This window comes from Paraburkholderia sp. CI3, from assembly GCF_050436505.1.
Taxonomy (GTDB): Bacteria; Pseudomonadota; Gammaproteobacteria; order Burkholderiales; family Burkholderiaceae; genus Paraburkholderia; species Paraburkholderia tuberum.
The window spans coordinates 1,372,977-1,398,880 of the sequence record NZ_JBNDMI010000003.1 but is presented as its reverse complement, the minus strand read 5'-3'; the positions used below and the strand labels follow the sequence as shown (position 1 = coordinate 1,398,880).

The 25,904-nt window shown below is 63.2% G+C and carries 25 protein-coding genes and 3 pseudogenes; 21 read left to right on the top strand and 7 right to left on the bottom strand.

Features of this window, described 5'->3' with window-relative positions; translation table 11 throughout:
* Positions 1–15: 15 nt before the first annotated feature.
* Entirely contained in the window at positions 16–768 is a 753-nt protein-coding gene (locus OKW29_RS15095; protein ID WP_429291611.1) for an AAA family ATPase, read from the top strand.
* Between the two features lie 82 nt (positions 769–850).
* The gene (locus tag OKW29_RS15090) at positions 851–1,099 is read left to right on the top strand and encodes a hypothetical protein (protein WP_429291610.1); all 249 of its coding nucleotides are present in this window, start codon (positions 851–853) and stop codon (positions 1,097–1,099) included.
* A gap of 228 nt (positions 1,100–1,327) precedes the next feature.
* Here the strand turns inward: OKW29_RS15090 and OKW29_RS15085 are convergent.
* Positions 1,328–2,225: pseudogene (locus OKW29_RS15085) on the bottom strand (beta-ketoacyl-ACP synthase II); the annotation flags it as partial.
* A gap of 154 nt (positions 2,226–2,379) precedes the next feature.
* Here OKW29_RS15085 and OKW29_RS15080 point away from each other — a divergent pair.
* Positions 2,380–2,565 carry a hypothetical protein gene (locus OKW29_RS15080; RefSeq protein WP_187618715.1) on the top strand — a complete coding sequence of 62 codons (186 nt, stop codon included), beginning with the start codon at positions 2,380–2,382 and terminating at the stop codon, positions 2,563–2,565.
* A gap of 181 nt (positions 2,566–2,746) precedes the next feature.
* The gene (locus tag OKW29_RS15075; protein WP_429291609.1) at positions 2,747–3,214 is read left to right on the top strand and encodes a universal stress protein; all 468 of its coding nucleotides are present in this window, start codon (positions 2,747–2,749) and stop codon (positions 3,212–3,214) included.
* A 115-nt stretch (positions 3,215–3,329) separates the two neighbouring features.
* Here OKW29_RS15075 and OKW29_RS15070 read toward each other — a convergent pair whose 3' ends face one another.
* On the bottom strand, positions 3,330–4,262 hold the full coding sequence (locus tag OKW29_RS15070; RefSeq protein WP_429291608.1) for a LysR family transcriptional regulator: 933 nt from the start codon (positions 4,260–4,262) through the stop codon (positions 3,330–3,332).
* An 87-nt stretch (positions 4,263–4,349) separates the two neighbouring features.
* Between OKW29_RS15070 and OKW29_RS15065 the strand changes: the two genes are divergently transcribed.
* Both OKW29_RS15065 and OKW29_RS15060 read left to right on the top strand, forming a co-directional pair.
* Entirely contained in the window at positions 4,350–4,883 is a 534-nt protein-coding gene (locus tag OKW29_RS15065) for a hypothetical protein (protein WP_184063142.1), read from the top strand.
* 273 nt (positions 4,884–5,156) lie between these two features.
* The gene (locus tag OKW29_RS15060; protein ID WP_429291607.1) at positions 5,157–5,969 is read left to right on the top strand and encodes a DUF4377 domain-containing protein; all 813 of its coding nucleotides are present in this window, start codon (positions 5,157–5,159) and stop codon (positions 5,967–5,969) included.
* A 58-nt stretch (positions 5,970–6,027) separates the two neighbouring features.
* Here the strand turns inward: OKW29_RS15060 and OKW29_RS15055 are convergent, their stop codons facing one another.
* Positions 6,028–6,318 carry a hypothetical protein gene (locus OKW29_RS15055; protein ID WP_184025141.1) on the bottom strand — a complete coding sequence of 97 codons (291 nt, stop codon included), beginning with the start codon at positions 6,316–6,318 and terminating at the stop codon, positions 6,028–6,030.
* Between the two features lie 110 nt (positions 6,319–6,428).
* On the opposite strand from OKW29_RS15055, the gene OKW29_RS15050 reads away from it, so the two are divergent.
* Together OKW29_RS15050 and OKW29_RS15045 are read left to right on the top strand one after the other, a co-directional pair.
* Positions 6,429–7,394: a GlxA family transcriptional regulator gene (locus tag OKW29_RS15050; protein ID WP_429291606.1), complete on the top strand. Its 966-nt coding sequence runs from the start codon at positions 6,429–6,431 to the stop codon at positions 7,392–7,394.
* Positions 7,395–7,673: 279 nt separating this feature from the next.
* A pseudogene (locus OKW29_RS15045) lies at positions 7,674–8,405 on the top strand (tannase/feruloyl esterase family alpha/beta hydrolase); the annotation flags it as partial.
* Between the two features lie 7 nt (positions 8,406–8,412).
* Here the strand turns inward: OKW29_RS15045 and OKW29_RS15040 are convergent.
* From OKW29_RS15040 to OKW29_RS15025, 4 genes are read right to left on the bottom strand one after another with little or no spacing between them, the layout of a single operon-like run.
* Positions 8,413–9,156 (bottom strand): energy transducer TonB, encoded by a 744-nt coding sequence (locus OKW29_RS15040; RefSeq protein ID WP_429291605.1) that lies wholly within the window; start codon positions 9,154–9,156, stop codon positions 8,413–8,415.
* Positions 9,149–9,547: an ExbD/TolR family protein gene (locus OKW29_RS15035; protein ID WP_429291604.1), complete on the bottom strand. Its 399-nt coding sequence runs from the start codon at positions 9,545–9,547 to the stop codon at positions 9,149–9,151. The genes OKW29_RS15040 and OKW29_RS15035 overlap by 8 nt, the downstream gene beginning before the upstream one ends.
* Positions 9,547–10,170 carry a MotA/TolQ/ExbB proton channel family protein gene (locus tag OKW29_RS15030; protein ID WP_090807159.1) on the bottom strand — a complete coding sequence of 208 codons (624 nt, stop codon included), beginning with the start codon at positions 10,168–10,170 and terminating at the stop codon, positions 9,547–9,549. Before OKW29_RS15030 ends, OKW29_RS15035 begins: the two co-directional genes overlap by 1 nt.
* Positions 10,171–10,191: 21 nt before the next feature.
* On the bottom strand, positions 10,192–12,537 hold the full coding sequence (locus tag OKW29_RS15025) for a TonB-dependent receptor (protein WP_429291603.1): 2,346 nt from the start codon (positions 12,535–12,537) through the stop codon (positions 10,192–10,194).
* Positions 12,538–12,954: 417 nt separating this feature from the next.
* Between OKW29_RS15025 and OKW29_RS15020 the strand changes: the two genes are divergently transcribed.
* The 13 genes and pseudogenes from OKW29_RS15020 (at position 12,955) to OKW29_RS14960 (ending at position 25,883) form a co-directional block, all read left to right on the top strand.
* Positions 12,955–13,377, top strand: coding sequence for a MarR family winged helix-turn-helix transcriptional regulator (locus tag OKW29_RS15020; RefSeq protein ID WP_429291602.1), 423 nt, complete (start codon positions 12,955–12,957; stop codon positions 13,375–13,377).
* Between the two features lie 83 nt (positions 13,378–13,460).
* Positions 13,461–13,883: a MarR family winged helix-turn-helix transcriptional regulator gene (locus tag OKW29_RS15015; RefSeq protein ID WP_184025155.1), complete on the top strand. Its 423-nt coding sequence runs from the start codon at positions 13,461–13,463 to the stop codon at positions 13,881–13,883.
* Positions 13,884–13,965: 82 nt separating this feature from the next.
* Positions 13,966–15,066, top strand: coding sequence for an HlyD family secretion protein (locus OKW29_RS15010; RefSeq protein WP_429291601.1), 1,101 nt, complete (start codon positions 13,966–13,968; stop codon positions 15,064–15,066).
* A 7-nt stretch (positions 15,067–15,073) separates the two neighbouring features.
* Positions 15,074–16,645, top strand: a complete 1,572-nt coding sequence (locus tag OKW29_RS15005) for a DHA2 family efflux MFS transporter permease subunit (RefSeq protein WP_184063134.1) — start codon at positions 15,074–15,076, stop codon at positions 16,643–16,645.
* Positions 16,646–16,654: 9 nt separating this feature from the next.
* Positions 16,655–18,076 carry an efflux transporter outer membrane subunit gene (locus tag OKW29_RS15000; protein WP_184063515.1) on the top strand — a complete coding sequence of 474 codons (1,422 nt, stop codon included), beginning with the start codon at positions 16,655–16,657 and terminating at the stop codon, positions 18,074–18,076.
* 230 nt (positions 18,077–18,306) lie between these two features.
* Positions 18,307–19,242, top strand: a complete 936-nt coding sequence (gene panE, locus OKW29_RS14995) for a 2-dehydropantoate 2-reductase (RefSeq protein ID WP_184025167.1) — start codon at positions 18,307–18,309, stop codon at positions 19,240–19,242.
* A gap of 88 nt (positions 19,243–19,330) precedes the next feature.
* Positions 19,331–19,630 (top strand): hypothetical protein, encoded by a 300-nt coding sequence (locus OKW29_RS14990; RefSeq protein WP_184063128.1) that lies wholly within the window; start codon positions 19,331–19,333, stop codon positions 19,628–19,630.
* A gap of 153 nt (positions 19,631–19,783) precedes the next feature.
* A pseudogene (locus tag OKW29_RS14985) lies at positions 19,784–20,266 on the top strand (PLP-dependent aminotransferase family protein); the annotation flags it as partial.
* A 376-nt stretch (positions 20,267–20,642) separates the two neighbouring features.
* Positions 20,643–21,095 (top strand): HU family DNA-binding protein, encoded by a 453-nt coding sequence (locus tag OKW29_RS14980; protein ID WP_090807144.1) that lies wholly within the window; start codon positions 20,643–20,645, stop codon positions 21,093–21,095.
* Between the two features lie 411 nt (positions 21,096–21,506).
* Positions 21,507–22,916 carry a circularly permuted type 2 ATP-grasp protein gene (locus tag OKW29_RS14975; RefSeq protein WP_187631537.1) on the top strand — a complete coding sequence of 470 codons (1,410 nt, stop codon included), beginning with the start codon at positions 21,507–21,509 and terminating at the stop codon, positions 22,914–22,916.
* Between the two features lie 158 nt (positions 22,917–23,074).
* Positions 23,075–24,025: an alpha-E domain-containing protein gene (locus tag OKW29_RS14970; RefSeq protein WP_429291600.1), complete on the top strand. Its 951-nt coding sequence runs from the start codon at positions 23,075–23,077 to the stop codon at positions 24,023–24,025.
* A gap of 12 nt (positions 24,026–24,037) precedes the next feature.
* Positions 24,038–24,838: a transglutaminase family protein gene (locus tag OKW29_RS14965; RefSeq protein ID WP_429291599.1), complete on the top strand. Its 801-nt coding sequence runs from the start codon at positions 24,038–24,040 to the stop codon at positions 24,836–24,838.
* Positions 24,839–25,010: 172 nt separating this feature from the next.
* A complete protein-coding gene (locus OKW29_RS14960) occupies positions 25,011–25,883 on the top strand; it encodes a proteasome-type protease (RefSeq protein ID WP_184025193.1) in 873 nt (290 codons plus the stop codon).
* Positions 25,884–25,904 lie beyond the last annotated feature (21 nt).

The following is a 25,904-nucleotide window of genomic DNA, read 5'->3' as shown; positions in this document are numbered from 1 at the left end:
GTCAACGTGCCTGCGATGATTTCCACCCAGTACATCAGCCGGATTTCCCTTTTACGCGAGAAGGTCGACTCGTTCGACCGCTATCCGTTTTGTCTACCCGCCATCCGGGCGTTCGAGTCGCTGGTCCCGCATCCGAAGGTCACGATTCTGATCGGTGAAAACGGCTCGGGAAAATCGACGTTTCTTGAAGCGATCGCGGTGTCGATGGGATTCAATCCGGAGGGCGGCACAAAGAACTTCCACTTCGGAACGCGCCATTCGCATTCGAATCTGGCGGACTATCTGCGTATCGCAAAGGGTTTCAGGCGTCCTAAGGATGGCTTCTTTCTTCGCGCCGAAAGTTTTTTCAACGTCGCAACCGAGATCGAAAACCTCGATGCGGAGGTGGGACTCGGGCCGCCGGTCATCAATTCGTATGGCGGCCGCTCGCTGCATGAGCAGTCGCACGGGGAGTCGTTCCTGGCCCTGCTGATGAACCGGTTCGGCGGCAAAGGACTTTATCTGCTCGACGAACCCGAAGCCGCGTTGTCACCGCAACGGCAGCTTGCCGCGCTTGCCCGAATCCATGCTCTGGCGAGCGACGACTCGCAGTTTGTCATCGCGACGCACTCGCCGATCCTGATGGCTTATCCCGAGGCGGCGATCTATCACTTTCATGCGGACGGCGTGTCGCAAGTGGCCTACGAGGAAACGGAGCACTACCAGGTTATGCGCTCCTTTCTGATGAACCCGCGGCGCATGCTGGATACTTTGCTGGGCGGCGAGTAGCGGGTGTCCGCTACGTGCGGGCTATGGCGAATGCAACGTTCACTGCGATAATGTCGAAAACGTCGCCGGAGTTCACATCCTCATGAAGTCCCTTTGGTTCGCAGCAGCGCTGGTCTTTCTCACCGCCGGCTGCACTTCGACCTCGGCGCCGGCGGACAATCAGACGGCAGCCAATACGGACACCTACATGCTGCACACGCCCGACGGCGCGCCGCCCGCCGACTCCGCGTCGAGACCACCGCGACTCACCGTCGGCACCAGCTATTCCGACACGCAACTGATTCTGCCGTGGTTTCTCAACGACATCATCAACTTCGTCAACTATCGCTAGTCCGGTGCGCGGGGGCACTCGGGCGACGAGATCACCTTCGGGGTTCCTTCGCCCATCCTTACACTGAGAAATCCTTCAGGCACGCTTTGCGGGAACGGGCGCAGCACCCGATTTCATTTGGCGAACGTGGATGGACACGCGATACTTACAGGCCGTAGTACCCTTCGCTGACTCGGTCAATGGCGCCCGGGCCTGCGTTCGAGCTCTTTTTTCAGCTCACAGCCAGGATCAAAGTCGACGGAATACCAGGCTGGCATTGACGCCCCCAAAAACCAAAGCCATTGGAGATTGCATATTCCGTCGATATCTTGCGGGCCGATCCGCTGACAATGTCGATGCCTTCCGCTGCCGGATCAGGCCGTGTCAAGTTGAGTGTAGGAGGTGCAAGCTGGTCACGCAGCGCAAGCACGGTGAAGATTGCTTCCACGCCGCCCGCCGCCCCAAGCAGATGTCCTGTCGAGGACTTGGTGGCTGACACGGCGGGACCTCGACCTATTCCAAATATAGCCTTTATGGCAGCCAGCTCACTAATGTCGCCTACCGGCGTGGACGTCGCATGGGCGTTCAAATGCCCGATCAGTTTTGGTTCAAGGTTCGCCTGCTGGATCGCCAGTTCCATCGCTCGCCGTCCGCCGGCACCGTCTTCGGGCGGAGACATCATATGGTGTGCGTCGGCGCTCGTGCCATAACCGAGCACTTCCGCAATCGGAGCGGCGCCTCGCCGCAATGCGTGCTCCAGTTCTTCTATGACGAGCATGCCGGCACCTTCTCCCATGACAAAGCCATCTCGTCCAGCGTCGAACGGGCGGGATGCCTGTCTGGGATGGTCATTGAAGCCCGTGGACATGGTTCTTGCGGCGGCGAATGCCCCCAGGCTGACTCGATCGATGCAGGCCTGCGCTCCGCGACACACGGCAATATCGGCTTCGTCAGCACGAATCAGGCGTGCTGCGTCGCCAATGGCCTGTGCGCTGGCAGCACATGCAGTAACCGGTGCGCCCAGGGGACCACGAAAGCCGTGGCGGATGGATATTTGGCCCGCTGCCATATTGGCCAGGAAACTGGGAACCGTGAAAGGTGAACGCGGAATTTTTCCTCGGTGGGCCCGCTTGCGTGCGCCGCCAGCGGCAACAAAAGGTGCGCGGGGCGATCCTGTGGTTAGCGTGGCTAGAAACAGCGGGCGGGCGTGACAGTAGTGCTGGCGTGACAGCGCGTATGACTCAAATCGGCCAGGTGAACTATCATGGTAGAAGCTGTATTCATCAGCGCAGGAGCACATCATGACCTCCAATCCATCCGCTGAGCCGACCGGCACCTCTCTCGACCCCGCGCAAACTTCCGCCGGCAAGACTCGCCAGCCCGATCCGAAGGGCCTGAAAAATCCGGCCCCAGACGACCTTCCTAACGCCGACGCGGCAGAGCCCGAGCCTCACGAGCACCTCCCGTCCAGAAGCGACGACAACTGATTCAACACCGCCGGTGCCGACGTCGTCCGCATGACAATCCACGCGGCGGGTTCGCGAGTGGTTCGCGCATGCTTTCGCGCCGACGCCGTGAAGTCGGGGAGCGCTCGCGGTTCACGCAAATGGCTCGATGCATTTCGTCCAACAAAGTCACGGCCCAGTTTGAACCGCACAGGAGCAAATCATGCAGAACGTGCTGGTAGGTTATGACGGGTCGGCGTCCGCGCAATATGCCGTTGCTTTCGCGGTCGATCTCGCGAAGCGTTTCGACGCGCGCTTGCATGTGCTCGTCGTCGCGCGCACGCCGGACTGGGGTGCGATAGAAGTTGAGCGAAAAAATCTGATCGATCTGGAAGTGCGCCATGCCACCGCGATCCTCGACGACATCAAGGCGAAGCTCGCCGCTTCGATCGGGGCCGTGGAGTTCGATCTCGTGGTCGGCCCGCCGGCAAAGGAGATCGTGCTGTACGCGGAGCGGCATGATATCGACCATCTCGTGGTGGGGCATCGCGGACATACGCCGTTCGATCGCTGGCTGATCGGTTCGGTCGCCCGCCAGGTGCTCGCCTACGCGCCGTGCGCGGTCACCATCGTGCGCGATCCGGCGACGATGAAAAAATCGCGGCATGAGAGCGAAGCACCATCGGCATAAAATCCGCACCTGGCCAATCACGCGCATGCTGATCGTGGGTTACTGCTTCGGTGTCCGGTCCGAGCGACGGCTATGCGAAGACCTTTGAGCTTCCTCGACGACATCATCAACTTCGTCAACTGTCGCCAGGCATCGAGCGCGTCGCGCGGCTCTTGACATGATCGATGAACGCACGCAGCTTCGGCATGATCTGGCGGCGGCTCGGATAGTAGAGAAACACGCCCGGGACCATCGGCGCGTACGCCTTCAGAACGTGCAGCAGCTTTCCCGTTCGCAACCCCTCGGCGGCCATCGGCTCGGGTAGCTGGGCAAGGCCAACGCCTTCGATCGCCGCGCCCAGCACGCTCGGAAAATCGCTGGCGATGAAAGGACCGGAGACGGCGATCTCGATCGGCTGGCCGTTATCGTTGAACGACCACAACGCGAGCGCGCCGCTGGAGCGCCGCCAGCGAATGCATGCATGCTCGCGCAGATCGTCCATTTTCTCAGGGCGGCCGCGCGCCGCGAAATAGGCAGGACTTCCCACGACGACAAAACGGAACGGTGCCGTGAGCGGCACCGCGACCATGTCGGCGGCGACAAACTGGCCGAGCCGGATGCCGGCGTCGAAGCCTTCCGTCGCGAGATCGATCAGCTCCTTGCTGGCCGCTATTTCCACCTCGACCTCGGGATTGGCCTTGCAGAATGACGCGATCAGCGGCTCCAGCAGGATCGGCACGACTGCACGCGGCACGGAAAGACGCAACAGGCCGGACGGTCGCTCGCCGAGTCCGCGCGCCACCTCGCTGGCGGCGACGAGTTCCTCGAAGGCGGGCTTGGCCCGAGCGAGAAAGCGCTCGCCGGCTTCGGTCAAGCCGACGCTGCGCGTGGTGCGGATGAAGAGCGTCGCACCGAGGCGGGCTTCGAGCACACGCACCGCCTGACTGACGGCCGACGGCGTCACGCCCAGTTGCGCGGCGGCCCCGCGAAAACTGCGATGCTCGGCAACGCTGAGGAAGACTTCGACGCCGTCGAGCGCGCCCTGCCTGACTGTGAAGTTCTGCTTCATAGCCTGTCAACATTGTGAGGAATAGTCACCCGCGCGAGACGATGGTACACCTAACACCTGCGCGTCCACCTTTCGACAGGAGGCATCATGGCACCGCGGCTTCTCTTTCAGTTGCATCTCGTTCTGGGCTATGTCGCCTGGCTATTGTGCTTCGGCACCTACGTCTGGCCGAAGCTCAAGTCGATGGCTCCATTCGACGCGCAACGCGCGATCGCCACGTTGCACAGCTTCCGCTTCTTCGGGCTCGCCTTTCTGTTGCCTGGTGTCGTCAGTCCGCAACTGTCCGCGAGCTTCGCCGTGTTCGCCGCCTATGGGGATTTCGCCACGGGGGTGCTGGCGATGCTGGCGTTGCTGACGGCCCGGATACGTCCGCTTTTCTGGTCGTTCGTCGTCGCTTTCAATCTGGTTGGTATGGCCGACCTGATCATCGACTACTACCACGCAACCGCGGCCGATCTGCCCGCGCATGCAGGCGAGCTGGGCGCCTTGTACGCGATTCCGATCATCTATGTGCCGACGCTGGCGATCACTCATGTTGCCGCCTTCTATCTGATGTTGCGCCCTCGGCTGAAGCGGCGTCACGCCCGTCCTTCCGTCGGCCGTGACATTTCCCAGGCGTAGCCTGCCGCACTGGCCGCAGTTCGGCCACGTAACGAGGAATCCGATCAGCATCGAGCGACGTTTTTACGCCTTCCACCTGCGTTATGCTGTCGGTCGTCGAGTCGATGCTCGCGGCCTGAACTAAGCAGGTGCGCAAACCCGGCCTGATGCGGCCGGGTGGTACCCTTCACTGGCACTTCCGGCTTTCGTGCATGCGACCTGATTCTCGCGTCCCTTGGCCCGACGACGCGAGCAAACGCCCGGAACGACCACTGAACTCAGCGAGGTGCCGACGTGAAATACTGCATGCTATTTCTGCCGCTCGTTCTCGCCGCCTGCGCACAGGCACCGGAAGTGACAGCGCCGGCGCCATCGGCAACCACGGCCGCCGCCAACCCGGCGTCGCCGACCGGCACCGATCTGTTGACCCGATACCACTGGCAACTGAACAACGCGATCGATCGCAATGGCACGCACATCGATGCCCTGTTCGTCCGCCCAGACAGGCCAGTGCAGCTCGACTTCAGTCCGTACCGGATCACCGTCGTCAATAGCTGCAACAGCATGGGAGCGGGTTACACCGTCAGGAAAGGGTATTTGCAGATCGGCCCGATGGTCAGCACGATGATGGCCTGCCACGATGCCGCGCTTGCCGCACTCGACGATGCGATCTCGCAGCGTGTGCGCGGCAGCGTCAACGTGACCCTGCTCGCGCGGGACAACGCGCCGAGCCTGCAACTGGTCACCGATAGCGGCGACACGCTGAGCTTTAGCGGTGTGCCCACGGCCGAGACGCGCTACGGCGGCCCCGGTCAAATAGCGTTCCTTGAAGTGGCGGCGCAGTCCGTGCCGTGCAACCATCCGTTGATACCGAACGCGCAATGTCTGCTCGTGCGCGATCGCTTCTTCGACGAGCAGGGCCTGGCGACCGGCACGCCTGGTCCGTGGCACCCGTTGAATCAGGATATCGAAGGCTATACGCACACGCCGGGCATCCGTAACGTCGTGCGCGTGAAGCGTTTCACAGTCAGGAACCCGCCTGCCGATGCGCCGTCGGTCGCTTATGTGCTGGACCTGGTCGTCGAATCGGAGAAGGTCGGGCAGTAATGCTTCTTCAAACGGGCCGCCAGGCACATTGGCGGCACGGCTCCCCACCAGCGTGACTTCACCCCTTCTGAATCAGCCGCCCCAGCGGCGCGAGCGGTCCCACCGGCAGGTATTCATACTTCATCAGCCCGTCAGCCACGAGCGGCAAAGCGTTGAGTATTGCCTTGGCCTCGTCGACCGACCCGACGTTCATCAGGAAAATCGGTCCGGCCTTGTCGCGGAACCAGAACTGCTCGACCTTGCCGTCGAGATAAAGCTGGAGCGTGGCCGGCACCTCGTGGGGCATGTGCTGCTGGAGCTTGTCCGGGGTGAGGGTCGGTTGTGCGGTTGCGATGGCGAAAACTTTCATCAGTGACCTCCTGGGTCGACGTTGGTTGCGATGTACAACGGGGCTCACTGTAGCCCTCGGCCGGGAAAAGCTGTATCGTCGCAAATGACAACTTTAGGGTCATTTACGCCATGCGCATCGCCGTGCTCGCCTTGCAGGGGCTGTTTGACACCGGTCTCACCGTCATGCTCGACGCGTTCTCGCTCGCCAACCGGTTCGCGGCCGCGAAGATGGGCGGTCGGCCGCACTTCGAACTGTCGGTCGTCGGCGTGCGCAAGAAGGTTCGCTCAGGGCAGGGGCTGACCATCCCCGTGCAAGCGATCACCGCGGACCTGAAGCCGGACTGGGTGATCATTCCCGCGCTCAGTACCGGTACGCCGGAGCAGCTGGTACCCGCGCTCGAGCGGCCGGACGTGGGCGACGCCAGGGTGCAAATGCTGGCATGGCATGCACAGGGCACGTTGATCGCCGCGTCGTGCATCGGCACGTTCCTCGTCGCGGAAACCGGACTCCTCGATCATCGCGAAGCGACCACGACCTGGTGGCTGGGTCCATTGTTCCGGCAACGCTATCCGGCCGTGTTGCTCGACGAGTCGCGCATGCTGGTGCCATCGGACGTCGGTGTGACTGCGGGTGCGGCGATGGGGCATCTCGATCTCGCGCTGTGGTTGATCCGCCGCGCGAGCCCCGAGCTGGCTACGCTCGTGTCGCGCTACCTGCTCGCCGACCTGCGCTCATCCCAGGCGCCGTACATCATCCCGAACCATCTGGCTCAGGCCGATCCGCTGATTCAGCGTTTCGAGCGATGGGCGCGCGATCATCTGAAGGAAGGGTTCTCGCTGAAGCATGCTGCGGCCGCATTGGCGACGAGCGCGCGTACGCTGCAGCGTCGTTGCCAGGACGTGCTCGGCAAATCGCCATTGGCTTACTTTCAGGATCTGCGTGTCGAGTATGCGCAGTCGCTGCTGCATGGCAGCGGCCTCGGCATCGACGCGATTGCGGCCGAGGTCGGCTATGTCGACGGTGCCACGTTGCGCACGCTGTTGCGCCAACGGCTCGGCAAAGGCGTGCGCGATCTTCGTGCGGATCTGCGTTGAAGGCTATAGCGAGCGCGGCAGCGAAGCCGATTGCAAAGTCGACTCTTTCTTCTTTACTCGCCTGACACTTTTTGCCAGGCGGCCAGCACATTCAATCGTCGGTTGCGATCCGGAAAGCGCGTCGCCGTTGGTTGAGATCCTTTCGCGGAGACCTGCAATGCATGCCGTGGCCCGCCGGCGGCTCGCGGCACGCCGCTTGCTATGCACTGCATTGCCGTATACCTTCGCGCCTCACATCCCCCAGCGCAGACACGGCGTGCGAGATGAAGCCGACTCGTGCAGATCGCGGCGCTGAACGTGTACAACACGCCGATCACGTTCGGCTACACCCTCGCGAGCGGCGAGACGCAGTATCCGGGCTTCAACGTGTACGGCGCCGATCTCGGCATCGCGAATCCTTCGGCGTTGCAGCCGACAGTGACCACGCTCGCGCTCGGCATGTCACAGCCCGCATCGCCGATGCCCACGACCACGCCGTATCTGAGCGTGTTCTGGGACCAGTGGATCCGCTACTTCGTCACGCGCGACCCGAACTACAACTCGCTCGCCGTCGATCCGCAGAATCCGGGCAGTCTGCAGGCGCGCATCAGTCAACTGACGGGCCTGCAGGACGTCAACAAGACGGATCTGTCGGCCTTCAATGCGAAGGGCGGCAAGATCCTGATGGCGCACGGCATGGCCGACGCGCTCGTCAGCACGCGTTCGACCGAGCAGTACTATCAGCGTCTGCAAGCGACGATGGGCGTGTCCACCGTGGCGAAGTTCGTGCGCTTCTACGAGATTCCCGGCTATGGCCATGCGGTCAGCACCGTGTTCAACGCGTCGTGGGATTCGCTGACGACGCTCGAAAACTGGGTCGAAAACGGCGTGGTGCCGCCCGCGCAGATCGTCGCCGATACGGCGGGCGTGCCCGGACGCACACGGCCGCTGTGCCAATATCCGACCTTTCCGCGCTATAACGGCTCGGGCGACGTGAACGTCGCGGCGAACTTCACCTGCGCAAGCCAGTAGGCGCCGTTCAACTGACGTTGAAATGCACGCGGATGTTTTGCGTGCTTTCGACGGGCCGGCCATCGCGCAGCGCGGGAAAAAAGCGCCAGCGCCGCAACGTGTCGAGCAGCAGCTGATTGAGACGGGGGTTCGGCGTCGCGTGAATGAGCTCGACATCGACCGAGCCGTCGGCGTGGATCGTGAAGCGGGCTGTCGCGATCGTCTGATAGGCCTGCTCGCGCAAGTCGTCGGGCAGCGTCGGTAGCGGTTGCGAGATGGAGCGGGCGGCGGTGTTGGAGCTTGCCGAGGCGGCTGGAGCGGCGTCGCGCTGTGCGGACGATTGCTGCGATCCCGCGGCGGCCGTTTGTTCCGGCTGATCATCTTGCGACGGGCGTTGTGCCTGACTAGCAACCGGTACCGACGGCGCTGCGGCAGCGGGCGTCGTCAGCGTCTGCGGCCTGGTTGGCACAGGCGGCACCGCGCGATGCGCTGAGGTACGCGATTGCGTCTGCGCGTGCCGTGGCGCCTGTTCCGCTGGAACCGCAACCGGAGTTTGCGACGGACGGGATTCAGGCGGCGCAGGCTCGTCGAGCACGACCACGTGCATATCCAGTGGAGCAGGCGGTGGGGCTGGCTGACTCGACTTCAGCAACCCGGACGACAGCGCAGCCAGCACCAGAGGCCAGATACCCAGCGAGATCAGACAAGCGACGGCGGTACGCAGCGGTCCCACAACGTGCCCCCCGAACAGCTCGCGGCAAGCTTTAATCACGATGCACGGCGATCAGAAAGTGTTCGGCGCCCGCGCGTCGCGCCGCGAGCATGGCCTGCACGACCGCGCCGTGACCCGCGTGATCGTCGGCCGCGATGACGACGTTGCCGTCCGCGCGCAGCAGGCGCTTCACTTCAGGCTCGATCTGATCCGCGCGAACGACGTGGCGATTGACCGAGACCTCGTCGTTGCCGTTCACCGATATCGTCAGCGGCTCGCTCGTGCTGATCGGCTGCGCGCGTCCCAAAGGCAGATTGATCCGCACCGCGTCGAGACGTTGCATCGCCAGCGAGGCGAGCATGAAGGTCGCGAGCAGAAAGAACATCACGTCGATCATCGGAATGATTTCGATGCGGCCGCGCCGCGAGGCGCGCGAGCGTTTGAGTTTCATCAGCGCTCGCCTCGCGCCTCTTGTTGCAGGCGCAGCGCGCTGAGTCGCGCGTTGGCGAATAGTTCGAGTTCATCCATCAGACGCTCGAGCCGCCGTGAAAAATAGTTGAACGCGAACAGTGCGAAGACCGCGACGATGAGTCCGATCGCGGTCGCCACCAGCGACTGCGCCACCCCGCCCGTGACACCGCCCGGATCGACGAGCCCATTGCCGCCGAACAGCTGGAATGACTTCATCATCCCGACGATCGTGCCGAGCAAGCCGAGCAGCGGCGCCGCCGTGACGATCGTCTCCAGTAGCCACAGACCGCGGCCCATGTCGCGCTCGATCTGCGATGCGATCGATTGCGCCGACGCCTCGCGCAGCCACAGCGGCGAGTCGGATTCCGACAGCCACGGCGCGGCCATGCGCCGAAACGCGTGGTGCGGGGCGAGACGGTCGAGACGGTTGTCATCGGCTGACGACGTGGGTTGCAAAACACGCGCCGGTGCGCTTGCGAAGCGGGCAAACACATACGCCCGCTCGATGATGATGGTCAATGCGAGCACGCCGAGCACGCTGAGCGGATACATGATCCACCCGCCGGTGCGCATCGCCGCGATAAAGCCTGTCCATTCCTGCATGATGGTTCTCCCTGCCGTCGATCAGAAGTACTTGGTCACGCCCGCATAGACCGCGAAATGCGGACCGTACTGCGGCGCGCCGACGCCGATGCCCGAGCCGTCACGCAACTCGTACACGCGGTTGAATGCGTTGATCACCACCAGACGCGCGTCGAACTTGCCGATCATCGGCTCGTTGAAGTGCTGGATTACGCCGAGGTTGAACTGCGCATAGACGGGCAGGCGATCGGTGTTCGCAAAGCCGCTGCGCAGGCCGGAGCCGACGATTCCGTCGAACGTGAAGGTGGTTTGGTGGAAGTCGTATGCCGCGCCGAACGATGCGGTCACGCGCTGGTCGTGATCGAGGTACACCCAGTTGTTCGAGATGTACGCCAGTTCGTCCGCACCGAAATTGAACTGCGCGGAGTTGATGTTCTTGCCTTGCGCGCGGCTATACGCGAGGTTCAGATACGCGGAGAGATTGTCCTGTTTGTAGTTGGCGGTGAATTCGACGCCATACGTTCTGCCGTACTGGTAGTTGAACGGCGTGTAGATCAGCGCGGAGCCGAACTGTCCTTCGTCGAGCAGGTCGGTCGATTTCTTGTAGTACGCGTCGAGTCCGAGCGTGACGGCAGGGCCGAGTTTCTGCGTGATGCCGAGATCGAAATAGTGGCTGCGTTCCGGCTGTACAGGATCGTTCTGTGTTACCGAACTCTGATTCGTCGTGCCGTCGAACTTCGATATCGTCGAGCCGGACACGAGTTCGAACGGCGGCGGCGTGAAGTAGCGCGCGTAGCCGGCGTGCAGCGTCGTCGACGACGTGAGCGTGTAGACGAGGCCGACGCGTGGGCTCAACTGGCTCGCGCTCGTGTACTCGTCCATGCGGTCGTAACGCAAGCCATAGTTCAGCGTGAGCCGGTCGGTCAGCTTCCATTCGTCCTGCGCGTACAGGCTGTACAGATAGCCGGTCTTGCTGCTGCTGTCCTGGATGTTGAAGGGCACGTCGGAGAGCTGGTTGCCGTCCGCGTCGGCGGGGAACACAGACACGTTATTGTCGAATATCGCGTGTTCCTGCTGGAAGAAGACGCCCGTGCGAACCGTGTGACTGTCGTTGATGCGCCAGGTCGTATCGACCTGCACGCCGTTGGCTGTGTTGCTATGGAAGTCCTCCGATGCTACCCCGTTGAACATCAGGTCGCCGATCGGATCGGGATTGAACTTCGTGCGCGTATAGCGCGTAAAGAAGGCGACCTGGTAATCGAGCGCGCCGCCGTTGGTGCCTTGAAGCGCGAGCGCCGCGAAATTGTTCAGCTCCGATTGCGTTTCGTTCAGTTGCGACGAATCGAACGTGCTGTGGCCGTTGAGCGCGAAGTTCGGCGTGAGCCCCGGCGTGTTCGGAATCTCGAACTGGTTGCTGGTCGCGCCGAACAACAGACTCACACGCGTGAGCGGATTGATCAGATACGACAGATAGCCGAATGCATTGCCCTGGCGCGTGTGATCGTGAATCGCATTGGCGCTCGCCGTCGGATTCTCGATGCCGAGATTGTTCATGCCGAGCGAGCCGCTCAGGTAGTAGCTGAACGGTCCCTCGCTGCCGAACACGTCGGCACTCGTTTTGACGGTCTGATGGCTGCCGCCGAATACGTCGATCGAGCCGCCGCTGCCCATGTCGCCCGATTTGGTGCGGATGTCGACGATACCGGCCGTGCGGTAGCCGTACTGCGCGGGCAGGGCGCCCGTGAGCAGGTTCATTTGATCGATGATGCGCGTGTCGAGCGACTGGCCGAAGCCGCTGATCGGCTCCGGAATGATGATGCCGTTGATCCGGTATTGCAAATTGGCGTGCTCGCCGCGCACGTGCAGCTGGCCGTACGAGTCGTTGGCGACGCCGGGCGCTTGCAGCAGCACCTGATTGAGCGGCGTGTTCGCGCCCGCCGGCATCGTATCGATGTCCGCCTGCGTGAAGCGATAGACGCTGCTGCCCGTTTCGGGCAGCAAGCCGTTGCGGGCAGCGTTCAGACGTTGTGCGTTGACCTGCACGTCGAGTGTATCGCTCTTTTGCAGTTGTACGCTGACGCTCGCCGGGGCGCCGGACTGGGCGGTCGCGATGCTGCTGCCGCTTGCAAAACCGGCCGCGGTGACGACGACCGCATACGTGCCGGGCGCCACGCCGTCGATCGAGAAGTGCCCCGACGTGTCCGTGTTCGACGTGCCAATGGAGGCGCCGCTCGCGTCCTGTACCTCCACTTTCGCGTGAGCGACGGGTCGGCCCGCGGGATCGGAGACCGTGCCCGTCAATATGGCGTTGCTCGGCGCGCCCCATGCGTTCGAGACGGCGGTACAGAACACGATCGCCGCCTGTGCGGTCAGTGTGCGGTTTTTCATTGTTGTTGCTCGCGCTAAGGACGATGCGTTGATGAACAGAAGCGTTCGGCAAAAGCTCGCCCACCTCGCCCCTGGCCGGCAGGGGAAGGACAGGCGAACTGGAGGTTGACGACGCGCGATAGCAGGCCCGTCGATCAGGCCTACTTTTCGATGAGAACGGTAATGGCGATGACGGTCATAAGTGGTCGTTGAGCATGGACTGTCCGCTCATAGGTCGGACGGATTTTGTTGGACGTCGCAGTGGGCCCGTGTGAAAAACGGCAGGGCTGGAGCGCCAATTTTTGGTCATGTTATAACATAACAATTACAGCTGGCAAGTCGCAAGATGAAGGCCGCCGTAGCGCTACGGGTGAGGCATTTGCCCGTTGCCATTCGAAAAACTTGACACAGTGCATATGCACACATAAACTTCGCTCCATGAACCGTCCTCTCTCCTACGACGAATGCAACTGCTTCGCGCTGCGCCAGGCGGCGCGGCACGTCACGCAGATGTACGAGCGCCATCTCGGCAGCGTTGGGCTGACCGCTGCGCAGTTCACGATCCTCGCGAAGCTCGCGCGCACACCGAGCCTGCCTATGGCGGAGCTCGCGGACGCGATGGTGATGGAGCGCACCACGCTGGTCCGCGCGATGAAGCCCCTGCAGCGCGATGGCCTCGTGCTGGCCGAGGCGGCGGACCACGACAACCGCACGTTGCTGTTCAGCCTGACGGAAAAAGGCAAGACGACGTTCGATCAGGCCTCCGTCGCATGGCGCGCCGCGCAGGACGAATTCGAAAAGAAGTTCGGCCGCGCCCGCGCAAAGACGCTGCGTACCGAGCTGTTCAGCATCACCGGTTAGATCGTGCGTAGGAACCCGCTTCGGCGGGTTTTATGACGCCGCTTAATGTGCATATGCACTAACGAGCAAAGGAAGTGAAGCGAATGGAAGCGCTTTTCGACGACGACTGCTTTGCGATCCGCCAGGCCGCGCGTCACGTATCGCAGATCTACGACCGGCATCTGTCGAATGTGGGGCTGACCATCACGCAGTTTTCGCTGCTGGGGCGCCTGAAGCGCACCGGTCCGATGACGATGAAGCAGATCGCCGAGGCCATGCGCATGCAGCGCACCACGCTGGTCCGTACGATTCAACCGCTGCGACGCGACGGGCTGGTGTCGAGCGAGGCGATGGGCGCGGATGCGCGCGCGCTGCTGATCTCGCTGACCGCCGCGGGCGAAGAGCGGCAAGACGCAGGCCGCGCTCATTGGTATGCCGCCCAGGCCGAGTTCGAGCACCGCTTCGGCGAGGAGCGCGCGGCTGCACTGCGCACCGAGTTGTTTGCGATCACCCGGGATACGCTTTGACATAAACGCTGAAGATAGCGGAGGCCGGCGCACTGCGCCGTTTTTTTTCAATCTGAAGAGTGCATACGCACATATCGACACCATGTCCACAACTCCTTCGACCGTCGCGCCGCCAAGCGCGGTACAACCCGCCAGACAGGCTCGGCGTATCCCGTGGATGCTGCTCGCGATCCTCTCCGTTCTCGTCGTGTTGGCGCTTGCCACTTCGTACTGGTTCTTCGTCGGCCGCTTCGTCGAGAGCACCGACGATGCGTACGTCGGCGGCGACGTCACGGTGATGGCGCCGAAGGTCAACGGCTTCGTCACCGACGTGCTCGTGCACGACAACGAGTTCGTGCACGCCAACCAGGTGCTCGTGCGTCTAGATGCCCGCGACTACGACGCGCGCCTCGCCCAGGCCAGCGCTGAAGTGGAGAGCGCGCAGGCCGCCGTCACCGAACTCGAAGCGAAGAAATCACTGCAACTCGCGGCGATCAACGAGCAGGCCGCCGAGGTCCGCGCGTCGGGCGCCGAGCTCACACGCAGCGCCGCCGACCAGACGCGCTACCGCGAGCTCGTGAAAGACGACGCGGTGTCGAACCAGGTCGTCGAGAAGGCCGACGCCGATCTGGCCAAAGCGCGCGCGGCGGTCGATCGCAGCAGCGCGGCGCTGCTCGCGGCGCAACGCCAGATCGCGGTGCTCGACGCTCAGATCGGCGACGCGAAAGCGCGCATCGCGACCGCGCAGGCCGCGCAGCGCGTCGCCGCGTTGAACGTCGAGTACACGACGATCCGCTCGCCGATCGATGGCTATGTCGGCAATCGCACCGCTCGCGTTGGGCTGCTCGCCAACACGGGCGTGTCGCTGCTGACCGTCGTGCCGGCGAGCGGTTTATGGATCGACGCGAACTTCAAGGAAGATCAGCTGCGCAAAATGCATTCGGGCGACAGCGTCGACGTCGAACTCGATGCGTCGAGCACAACGCTGCACGGCGTGGTCGACAGTCTTGCACCGGCGACCGGTGCGACCTTCAGCGTCTTGCCCGCGGAAAACGCGACCGGCAACTTCACGAAGATCGTGCAGCGCGTGCCGGTGCGCGTGCGCCTCGACGTGCCGAAGGACATGCAGGGCGTGCTGCGTCCGGGCCTGTCCGCGACCGTGAAAGTGCACCTCGATGCGGGCCATCCGGCCGCGCAGGGATGAACCGATCATGACTCACGCTTTTGACAACCCCGCCGACCAGCCGACCCGCACCAAGGTCTTCGCATTCGCGCTGATGTGCCTCGGTTTTTTCATGGCGACGCTCGATATCCAGATCGTCGCATCGTCGCTGCGCGATATCGGCGGCGGACTGTCCGCCAGTCAGGATGAACTCTCCTGGGTGCAGACCTCGTATCTGATCGCGGAGATCATCGTGATTCCGATGTCGGGGTGGCTCACGCGCGTGTTCTCGACGCGCTGGGTCTTCACCTTCTCCGCGTTCGGCTTCACGGTCACCAGCATGCTGTGCGGTCTCGCGTGGGACATCAACTCGATGATCCTGTTTCGCGGTCTGCAAGGCGCGCTCGGTGCCGCAATGATCCCGACCGTGTTCACGACCGCGTTCGTGCTGTTTCCCGGCAAGCAGCGTTTGATCGCGTCGACGACGATCGGCGCGCTTGCGTCGCTTGCGCCGACGATCGGCCCGGTGATCGGCGGCTGGATCACGTCGCAATGGTCGTGGCACTGGCTGTTCTATCTGAACCTGGTACCGGGCGTCGCCGTCACGCTGTTGGTGCCGAAGTACGTGCATATCGACAAGGTCGATCTGTCCTTGCTGAAAAAGGGCGACTACTTCGGCATCCTGCTGATGTCGGGTTTTCTCGGTTGCCTCGAATACGTGCTCGAAGAGGGACCGCGCAAAAACTGGTTCGGCGACGACGTGATCGTTCTGTGCGCGTGGGTCGCGGCCATCTGCGGGTTTCTGTTCCTCGTGCATGCGTTCACCGCGAAGGAACCGATCGTCGATCTGCGCGCACTGGCGTTGCGCAATTTCGGTATCGGCAGTCTGCTGTCGTTCATTACCGGGATCGGAATCTTCTGCACCGTGTTTCTGACGCCGGTGTTTCTTGCGCGCGTGCGCGGCTTCGATTCGTTGCAGATTGGTCTCGCGTTGCTGTCCGTTGGCTGTTTTCAGTTGCTCGCGCTGGCTGCCTACTCGACGCTCGCGCGCTTCGTCGATATGCGCATGCTGATGGTGTTCGGACTCGCGCTGTTTGGCATCGGCTGCTATCTGTACGTGCCGTTGACGAACCAATGGGGCTGGCAGCAGTTGCTGATTCCGCAAGCGTTGCGCGGAATTGGCCAGCAATTCTGTATTCCGCCGATCGTGACGATGGCGCTGGGTGCGTTGCCGCCGTCGCGGCTGCGCTCCGCGAGCGGGCTGTTCAATCTGATGCGCAATCTCGGCGGTGCGATCGGCATCGCGGTCAGCAGCACGATGTTGAACGACCGTCTGAACCTGCACTACGAACGGCTCGACGAACATCTGAATGCGGGTCGTCCGGTCGTCGAATCGATCTTGCAGAAGCAGGCCGAGTATCTGTCGGCTGTTGGTGGTGATGTCTTGAACGCCGCGAGTGCGGGGCTCGCCGAATTGCACGCGGCATTGATGCGCGAAGCGCTGGTGCTCGCATTCTCGGACGCCTTTTTGGCGGTTGCGCTGTGCTTCGTGGTCGGCTTGCTGAGCGTGCTGTTTTCGCGCCCGTTCGGCAACACCGCGCCCCCGCCCGATGCTCATTAGGAGACCAACATGAAACGAATCGTGATGAAGTTACTGGCGAGCGCGGCGTTCCTGACGCTCGCGGCCTGCGCGGTGCAACCCGCGACGCACGCGGATTTGCCGCATACGGTGCAGACGCTCGCGCCGGCCGCGTGGAGCGTCGACGCGCCGCAAGACAGCGTGAACACCGATGCCTGGTGGGCGCAATTCGGCGACCCGGTGATGCATCAGCTGATCGAATCGGTGTTGACCGGCAACCTCGACGTGCAGGCCGCGGCCGAACGCGTGAAGCAGTCGCAGGACCTGGTGACGCAGAATCGCGCGGCGCTGCTGCCGGAGCTGAATGCGAACGCGGGCGCATCGACCGAGCGGCAGAACACGCCGCCGCCACTCGGCTACGTGCGCCAGGCCGGCTTCGGCCTCGCCGCGAGCTGGACGCCGGACGTGTTCGGCGGCGAACGTCTCGCGGTGCTCGCCTCGCAGGCGCAGGTGTCGGGTAGCGTTGCGGCGCTGAACCAGTTGCGGCTCGCGCTCGCCGCGAACACGGCGGCTGCGTATATCGATCTACGCTGGGCGCAGGCGCAATTGCAGATCCTCGACGACAACGAGCAGATTCGCAGCCGCGCGCTGAAGCTCACGCAGGAGCGTCTGCATTACGGCCTGTCGACGCAGCTCGACGTCGCCCGCGCGCAGAATCAGTTGCAGGACTTGCAGGCGCAGATTCCGCGCATGCAATCGGCGGTGCAGCATCAACTGAGTCTGATCGCCGTGTATTCGGGGCGTACGCCGGAAAGCCTCGATACGCTGCTGCTTTCCAACGCGCGCGAGATTCCGGTGCCTGCGCAAAGCGCGCCGCAGGTGTTGCCGTCCGACGCGTTGCTGCATCGACCCGACGTGCGCACCGCCTATGCGCTCGTCGAACAGCGTGCGGCGGAAGTGGGGGTATCGAAGGCGCAGCGCTATCCGCAGTTCAAGATCAACCTGACGAATGGGCTGCTCGCATCGTCGTACCTTGGCTTGCCGACGCTGACCGACAATCTGTTCAGCGCTGCGTTGAATGCGACGAGCCCGATCTTCAACGCCGGGCGCATCACGGCGAACATCGACGCGAGCGAGAGCCGCATGCGCGAATCGCAGCTCGGCTTGCAACAGACGATGTTGCAGGCGCTGAAGGAAGTCGAGGACAATCGCAGCGATCTCGTCAGCGGCGCGGTGCAGGTGCAGCGCCTGGCCGGTGCGCTCGATGCGTCGAATCACGCGCTGCGTTTGTCGACCGAGCTGTATAAGGGCGGTGCGTCGAGCTTCCTCGATGTGCTCGACGCGCAGGAAGCGTATCTGCGCGACTCGGAGTCGCTCAACCAGGCCCGTCGCGAGCACGCGCTTTCGGCGATCGCGCTGTACCGGTCGCTGGGGGGCGGGTGGGAGCAGGGGGAAACGGTGGCGGCGCAGTGACGGCAGCGACATGAAAGCGTATGGGAGGGTTGAAGTCCGATCAAGCGTTTCGCAATCGTGCCTCGCACGCACCATCTGGCCGACACCACCCGCCTGCTTGCAACACTCCCGGAACGGATCCCCCAATCTTTGCTACATTCCTGCACAAGCACCGAATACGCGGCACCATGAAGATGCGTCCGCCAGCGACGCGCACGATCGGCAAATCGAAATCTTTCAAGAGGCTCAAGATGCGAATTCTGGTAGTAGGAGCGGGCGCGGTAGGCGGTTATTTCGGCGGACGTCTGGCCGCGGCCGGGCAGGACGTGACCTTCCTCGTACGCGCCGGTCGCGCGGAAAAGCTACGGAGCGACGGCCTCGTCATCAACAGCCCGCGCGGCAATCTCCAGTTGCCCGACGTGAAGACGATACTGGCCGGTGTCGCCGCCGAGCCGTTCGACCTCGTGCTGCTGAGCTGCAAGGCCTACAGTCTCGACGACGCGATCGATTCGTTCACGCCGTTCGTCGGCGAAGACACGCTGATCCTACCGATGCTCAACGGCATGCGCCATATCGACGTGCTGACCGCGAGCTTCGGCAAGGAGCGCGTGCTCGGCGGTCAGTGCGTGATCGCCGCGACGCTCGATGCCGAGCAGCACATCGTGCATCTGAACGACATGCACGCGATCACGTTCGGCGAACTCGTGGGCGGCACCTCGGAGCGCACCGAGGCGATTGCCGATGCAATGTCCGGGGCGAACTTCGACGTCGCAATCAGCGACAACATCCTGCTGCGCATGTGGGAAAAATGGGTGTTCCTCGCCACCTTGGCCGCGAGTACGTGCTTGATGCGCGGTTCGGTCGGCGATATCCTGGCTGCGCCGGACGGCAAGCGCGTGATTGAGAATCTGCTCGGCGAATGCCGCGCGGCGGCCGAGCACAACGGCTTCACGATGGCCGCGGACTTCGACGTGCGCGCCACCCAGGTGCTGCTGACGCCGTCGCCGCTGACCGCGTCGATGCTGCGCGACGTCGAAAATCGCTCGCACACCGAGGCGGATCATATCCTCGGCGACCTGATCTCGCGCGGCGGCGACGCGCAAAAGGGCGAACACGGCGTGTCGCTGCTGCGCATCGCCTATAGTCATCTGAAGACGTACGAAGCTCGCCAAACCCGCACTTCCTGACGGCTCGCCGCGGCCGACGCGAACGCGGATCGGGCGGATGGCGCGACGCACGCGAGCGCCGCCGCAACCTGACGATCGGAGGTCAAGCATGCCGGCTCCAACTGGATCGGTGCCCGCGCTCAGCGCCGCTTCCGCGACCGTGTTCTCGATCGGCATCGTGTTTCTCGGCTACTGGGGTATGTATGAGCCGACTGCCTGGCACAAGGCCGACGTCGTGGTCTTTGTGCTCGCGCTGGCCGGCTTCGCGTGCCTGGGCCTCGTGCCATGGATGGCGACGAGTCCCGTCGAGCCGGAGAACAGCGACTCACGCGTGCGTATCGCGCGGCATCTGTTTCTCGCGGGCGTGACCGCGATATGGCTCGCGGTGGCGGTCTCCGTGATCTTCTGAAGCTCCGCGAAGACGCGCCGCCGCTTACTCCGGCATCTTCCTGAACGAGACCGCAATGCGGTTCCAGCCGTTGATCGCAACGATCAGCAGCGTCAGGTCGCTGATTTCCTGCTCGCTGAAATGCGGCTCCACCGCGTCCCATACCGTATCCGGCTCTTCCCCGAGCTGTGGATCGGCTACCTGGTGCCGCCCGCGTCGTTGCACGGCCCGCTGCTGAAGGCGCGGCAGATCGCCGATTGTCACGGCTGCACGCTGACGCAAACGGCGCTCGCGTCGTTCATGCTCAATGGCGACTTCGCGCGTCATCTGCGGCGTATGCACATGGCTTACGCGGCCCGCCGCGCGATGCTGCTCGAGCATCTGCAAGGCGGTCTCGCGCGCTGGTTCGAGCCGATCGTGCCGAGCGCCGGCATCCATCTGGCGGCGCGGCTCAAGGGGCCGTTGGCGTCGCTCGGCGAAGAGGTGCTCGTTGCCGCCGCGCGTGAAGCGTCGATCGGCCTCTATGGACTCGCGCCATTTCACCATCGCGTGACACCGCAGCCTGGGTTGATCTTCGGCTATGGCAGCATCGCGGCCGAACATATCGACACGGCGCTGGCGACGCTCGCCGACATCCTGCAGCGCATCGCACGCTGAAACGGAGCTCGCCGCAAGCGAGGCGTGGGCATCGTCGAAACGTTGGGGGGTGCGTTGCTTGACGCGTCAAACGAAGAAAATGCCCTGTTTCAAGGGGCGAAAACACCGGCTCGTCCCCACGCAACCGCCTCGAAACCACGGCCGAAACGAACTGTAACGAGCGTTACTCCTGCATGTCAAAGAGCTCGCCACGCACGTTTTAGGCGCTAAAACAGGGACTAAAACGTGTTGCACCGTCGGCGCCGCGCAAAAAACTTCATCGCAATACATAAAAGAGTCGCGCAAATCGCTTTAGCGCTTGTAGAATCCGGCGTTGAAGCGTGCACATACGGTGTGCGCTTCGAGCAATTCACTGACCACAACAGGTAGGAGAAACATGCCGACTTCCGCAAAAAAGGTGGCCAAGAAGGCTGCTGCCCCGGTACCGACCAAGAAGGTTGCTGCAAAGAAAGTTCCTGCGAAGAAAGCCGTCGCAGCCAAGAAGGTCGCCGTGAAGGCGTCTGGCGCACCGTCGCCGATCAAGGACACCTTCACGAAGGCCTCGTTGGCAGCTCACATCGCTGAACGCGCTGCAGTGGAACCGAAGACCGCCAAGGCCGTGCTGGCCGCGCTCGAAGACACGATCCTCGGCACGGTGCACAAGAAGGGCGCTGGCGAATTCACGCTGTCGGGTCTGCTGAAGATCGTCGTGCAGGCTGTGCCGGCGAAGAAGAAGCGCTTCGGCAAGGACCCGTTCACGGGTGAAGAGCGCTGGTTCCCGGCCAAGCCGGCCAGCGTGCGCATCAAGACACGCGCGCTGAAGAAGTTGAAGGACGCAGCGGCAGCCTGAACGCGTTGCTCGCACGACTCAGACGTCGGCATGGCGCTGGTGTGTTTAACCATGCCTGACGTTTGAGTGCGTGAAAAAGCGCCTGCATGCAGGTGATCGAAGTCCCCGTGGATGAAGATTCACGGGGACTTTTTTATGCGCTCGCTTCGTAGTGCGCGTCGAGTCCAATGGCGAAACGGCAAGCGCGCCTCTCATAGTGTGCTCCCTGATGGCGCACACGCACCTGACTGGCGCATCATGATCCACGACAGTACGATCAAGGCAATCCGACGCCCTGCGGATGCGCCGTTAGGGGGCACGGCAACGCGCTCTATCCCGACACATTCAATGGCATAACGCTTGCTTGATCGAAGATCGAATACCGAATGCGCAGCGCATTCGCCTTCTATTTGACAACAAGACGGGGCTGACATGCGATGCTATGACGAGATGCGCCATCACGCCGATGGCGTACGGCCGCATTACGCGCGCTTTGAGCGATGGTTGGACAGTCAGGGCGATGAAGCGATCGCACGCAAGCGCGCGGAAGCGGACCTGCTGTTCCGGCGCGTCGGCATCACGTTCGCAGTAAACGGCGACCTGTCAGGCACCGAGCGGCTGATTCCCTTCGATCTGATTCCGCGCATCATCCCGCGCGGCGAATGGCAGACGCTCGAAGCGGGTTTGCGACAGCGCGTGCAGGCTCTCAATCTGTTTATCCACGACGTCTATCACGATCGCAACATCGTGCGCGCGGGCATCGTGCCGGCCGACCAGGTCTATACCAACGCGCAGTATCGTCCCGAGATGCAGGGCGTCGACGTGCCGCTCGGTGTTTACGCGCATATCGCGGGCGTCGACGTGGTGCGCGCCGGCGATGAAGGCGAATTCTACGTACTCGAAGACAATCTGCGTGTGCCGTCGGGCGTGTCGTACATGCTCGAAAACCGCAAGATGATGATGCGGCTCTTCCCCGAACTGTTCGTGCAGAACCGCATCGCACCGGTCGCGCATTATCCCGACCTGCTGCTCGATACGCTGCGCTCGGTCGCGCCCGCGGGCGTCGACGATCCGGTCGTCGTCGTGCTGACGCCGGGCATGTACAACTCCGCGTATTTCGAGCATACGTTCCTCGCGCAGCAGATGGGCGTCGAGCTCGTCGAAGGCAAGGATCTGTTCGTCGACGACAACTACGTGTTCATGCGCACCACGCAAGGACCGAAGCGCGTCGACGTGATCTACCGGCGCGTCGACGACGATTTTCTCGATCCGCTTGCATTTCGCCCCGACTCCGCGCTCGGCGTACCGGGTCTGCTCACCGCCTATCGCGCCGGCCGCGTCGCGCTCGCGAACGCGATGGGCACCGGCATCGCCGACGACAAATCGATCTACCCGTACGTGCCCGACATGATCGCGTTTTATCTTGGTGAAAAGCCGATTCTGAACAACGTACCGACCTATCAGTGCCGTAAGCCCGAGGATCTCGCCTATACGCTCGCGCATCTGCCGGAGCTGGTGGTCAAGGAAGTGCACGGCGCGGGCGGCTACGGGATGCTGGTCGGCCCCGCCTCGACGAAGGCCGAAGTCGAGGCCTTCCGCGAGCGGCTGATCGCGCGTCCGGCCGGTTATATCGCACAGCCCACGCTGGCGCTGTCCGCGTGTCCGACTTTCGTCGAATCGGGCATCGCGCCGCGCCATATCGACCTGCGGCCGTTCGTGCTGTCGGGCAAGACCACCACGATGGTGGCGGGTGGCCTCACGCGGGTCGCGTTGCAGGAGGGCTCGCTCGTCGTCAATTCATCGCAGGGAGGCGGGACCAAGGACACCTGGATGGTCGACTGACGCGGTTGCCGCCGCGCTTTTCGCCTCGCTCGCAACAGAGCAGAGCAGGGCGCGACACTCGCAACCTGATGCGCGCTGGCGCTCAACGGATAACCAGCGCGGACCTTCGTCGCTGACGAAGGCCTCGCGCGTTCAGATCACAGACATGGAACGTCGTCATGCTTAGCCGAACCGCCGATCACCTCTTCTGGATGGCCCGCTATATGGAGCGTGCGGAGAACACCGCCCGCATGCTCGACATCAACCTGAAGGCGCAACTGCTGCCGCAGACGGCCGAACAGGAGGCTCGCGCGCAGCGCTCGGTGCTGCGCATCTCCGAGCTCGAAAGCGCCTTCGCGCAGCGCTACGACGAACCGACGCGCGACCACATGCTCGACTTCATGGTCGCCGACGCAAGTAATCCGTCGAGCATTCATTCGTGCCTGCAGGCCGCGCGTGAAAACGCCCGCGCGGTGCGCGGCACGCTGACGACCGAGTGGTGGGAAACCATCAACGACACGTGGCTCGAATTCAACGAGCGGCTCGCGAGCGGGCAGGCCGCGAGTAATCCGGGCTCGTTGTTCGAGTGGGTCAAGTTCCGCTCGCATCTGTCGCGCGGCGTGACGATCGGCACCGCGCTGCAGGACGACGCGTTCTTCTTCACGCAGCTAGGCACGTATCTGGAGCGCGCCGACAACACCGCGCGGATTCTCGATGTGCGTTTCGCGAACGTCGAGCCGAATTCACGCGACGCGGCGCGCCAGCTCGAGGACTTCTATTACTGGACCTCGATCCTGAGTTCGGTGTCGGCGCTCGAGATCTACCGCAGGGTATATCGCGACGTCGTGACGCCCGCGCGCGTCGTCGAGCTGATGATCCTCAATCAGCAGATGCCGCGCTCGCTGCTCGCCTCGCTCGACGGCGTGTGCAGCAATCTCGCGATGCTGCGCACATCGGGCTCGAACCAGTGCGAGCGCTTCGCCGGCAAGCTGCGCGCCGAGCTGTTGTATGCCGACATCCGGCAGATTTTCGAAAGCGGTCTGCACGCCTATCTGACGCAGTTCCTTGCTCGCGTGTTCGATCTGGGCAATCTGGTGGCGCGTACTTATCTGATGCTGCCAGTGGCCTGACGGAGTTTTCTCATGTACCTGACGATCCGCCACGACACCTCTTACCGCTACGAAGCGACGGTTCACTATTCGATCCAGCAGTTGCGCCTGACGCCCGCGAGCGGCGCCGGACAGACCGTGCGGCGCTGGAACATCGACGCGCCGGGCAAGCTCGACGCGACGCTCGACGCCTACGGCAACGTGCTGCACACGCTCGTCATGAACAAGCCGCACGACGAGATTCATCTGCGCGTGTCGGGCGAGGTGGACACGATGCCGCTCGTCGACGGCGTGCTGGGTGATCCGCCCGGCCCGATTCCGCTCGAGCATTTCACCTGCGCGACGCGTCTGACCGACGCCGACGGCGCGATCCGCGAACTGGCGGAGTCGGTGGCGAATCTGGCGAGCCCGGCAAGCCTGCTCACGCTGTCCGAGCAGATCGTGCAGCGCGTGCAGTACCGGCCCGGCGTGACCGAGGTTACGAGCACGGCCGCCGAGGCGCTCGCGCTCGGCAACGGCGTGTGTCAGGACCATGCGCATCTGATGCTCGCGTGCTGCCGCGCGCGCGGCGTGCCGGCGCGGTACGTGAGCGGATATATCGAACCCGGCGACGTGCCGCATGGCGCGAGTCACGCGTGGGTCGACGTATGGCTCGAAGGCAAAGGGTGGATTTCGATCGACGTCACGCATGCCGGGTTTGCCAGCGAGATCTACTGCCGGCTCGCGGTCGCCCGTGACTATGAGGCCGCGGCACCGGTGCGCGGCCGACGCATCGGCGGACTCGAAGAGGAGCTTCACGTGGCGGTGGCGGTCAGCGCGCAGATGTCGCAGTAGCCGCGTTACAACGCCAACGCGCGCGACGGCATTTAACATGCCTGCCACGTGTTCGGAATCAGCTGCCAAAAGGCTGCAAAAAAAGGCTGCAAAAAAGGCCGTAAACACGGATAAAAGGCGCCTGTGCGCCGCATTACAATAGCCCCGTTCCTTGGCCTTCCGCGGATTCCTTATGACTTACTGCGTAGCGATGGCCGTCAACGACGGCCTCGTATTTTTGTCCGACACGCGTACCAATGCGGGCGTCGATCACATCAGTACCGCGCGCAAGATGTCGGTGTTCGAGCAACCCGGCGAACGCATGCTGGTGCTGCTCGGCGCCGGCAATCTGTCGATCACGCAAGCGGTGCTGCACGAGCTGTCCGAGCCCGCCGATGCCAGCGAGCCCACGCTGTGGAGCGTGCCGACCATGGCGGACGCCGCGCGCGTGGTCGGCAGCGCGGTGCGTCGCGTGCATGAGCGCGAGGCCGAGGCGATGCAGAAATTCGGTGTCGACTTCAATTGCAGCTTCATTCTCGGCGGCCAGATCGCGGGCAACCGGATGCGCCTTTTCATGATCTACGCGGCGGGCAATTTCATCGAGGCGTCGGCCGTGAATCCGTATTTCCAGATCGGCGAGGCGAAGTATGGCAAGCCGATCATCGACCGGGTTCTGACGCCGTCCACACCGCTCGACGAGGCCGCGAAGTCCGCGCTGATCTCGATGGACTCGACGCTGCGCTCGAACCTGTCAGTGGGCTTGCCGCTCGATCTGCTCGTGTACGAGAAGGATGCGCTGCGCGTCACGCGGTTCGTGTCGATCGATCGCGACAACGCGTACTTCGACATGCTTCACCGCACGTGGGGCGAGCGTCTGCGCCAGGTGTTCGCCGAGATTCCCGATCCGGACTGGCAGCAGTCGCTGGATGCGCCGTCGCCGCAGTCGGAGCGGGCGCTGGTGCTATATCGCGCGCCGGTCGGCGCCGATGGCGTCGAGCATGAGCAGGATGTGTCGCCCGCGCAGATTCTCGCGCAGGCCGACAAGGGCAAGGCGCAGCGGCGCTAGCTGCGTTGGGTTCGGAGCGCG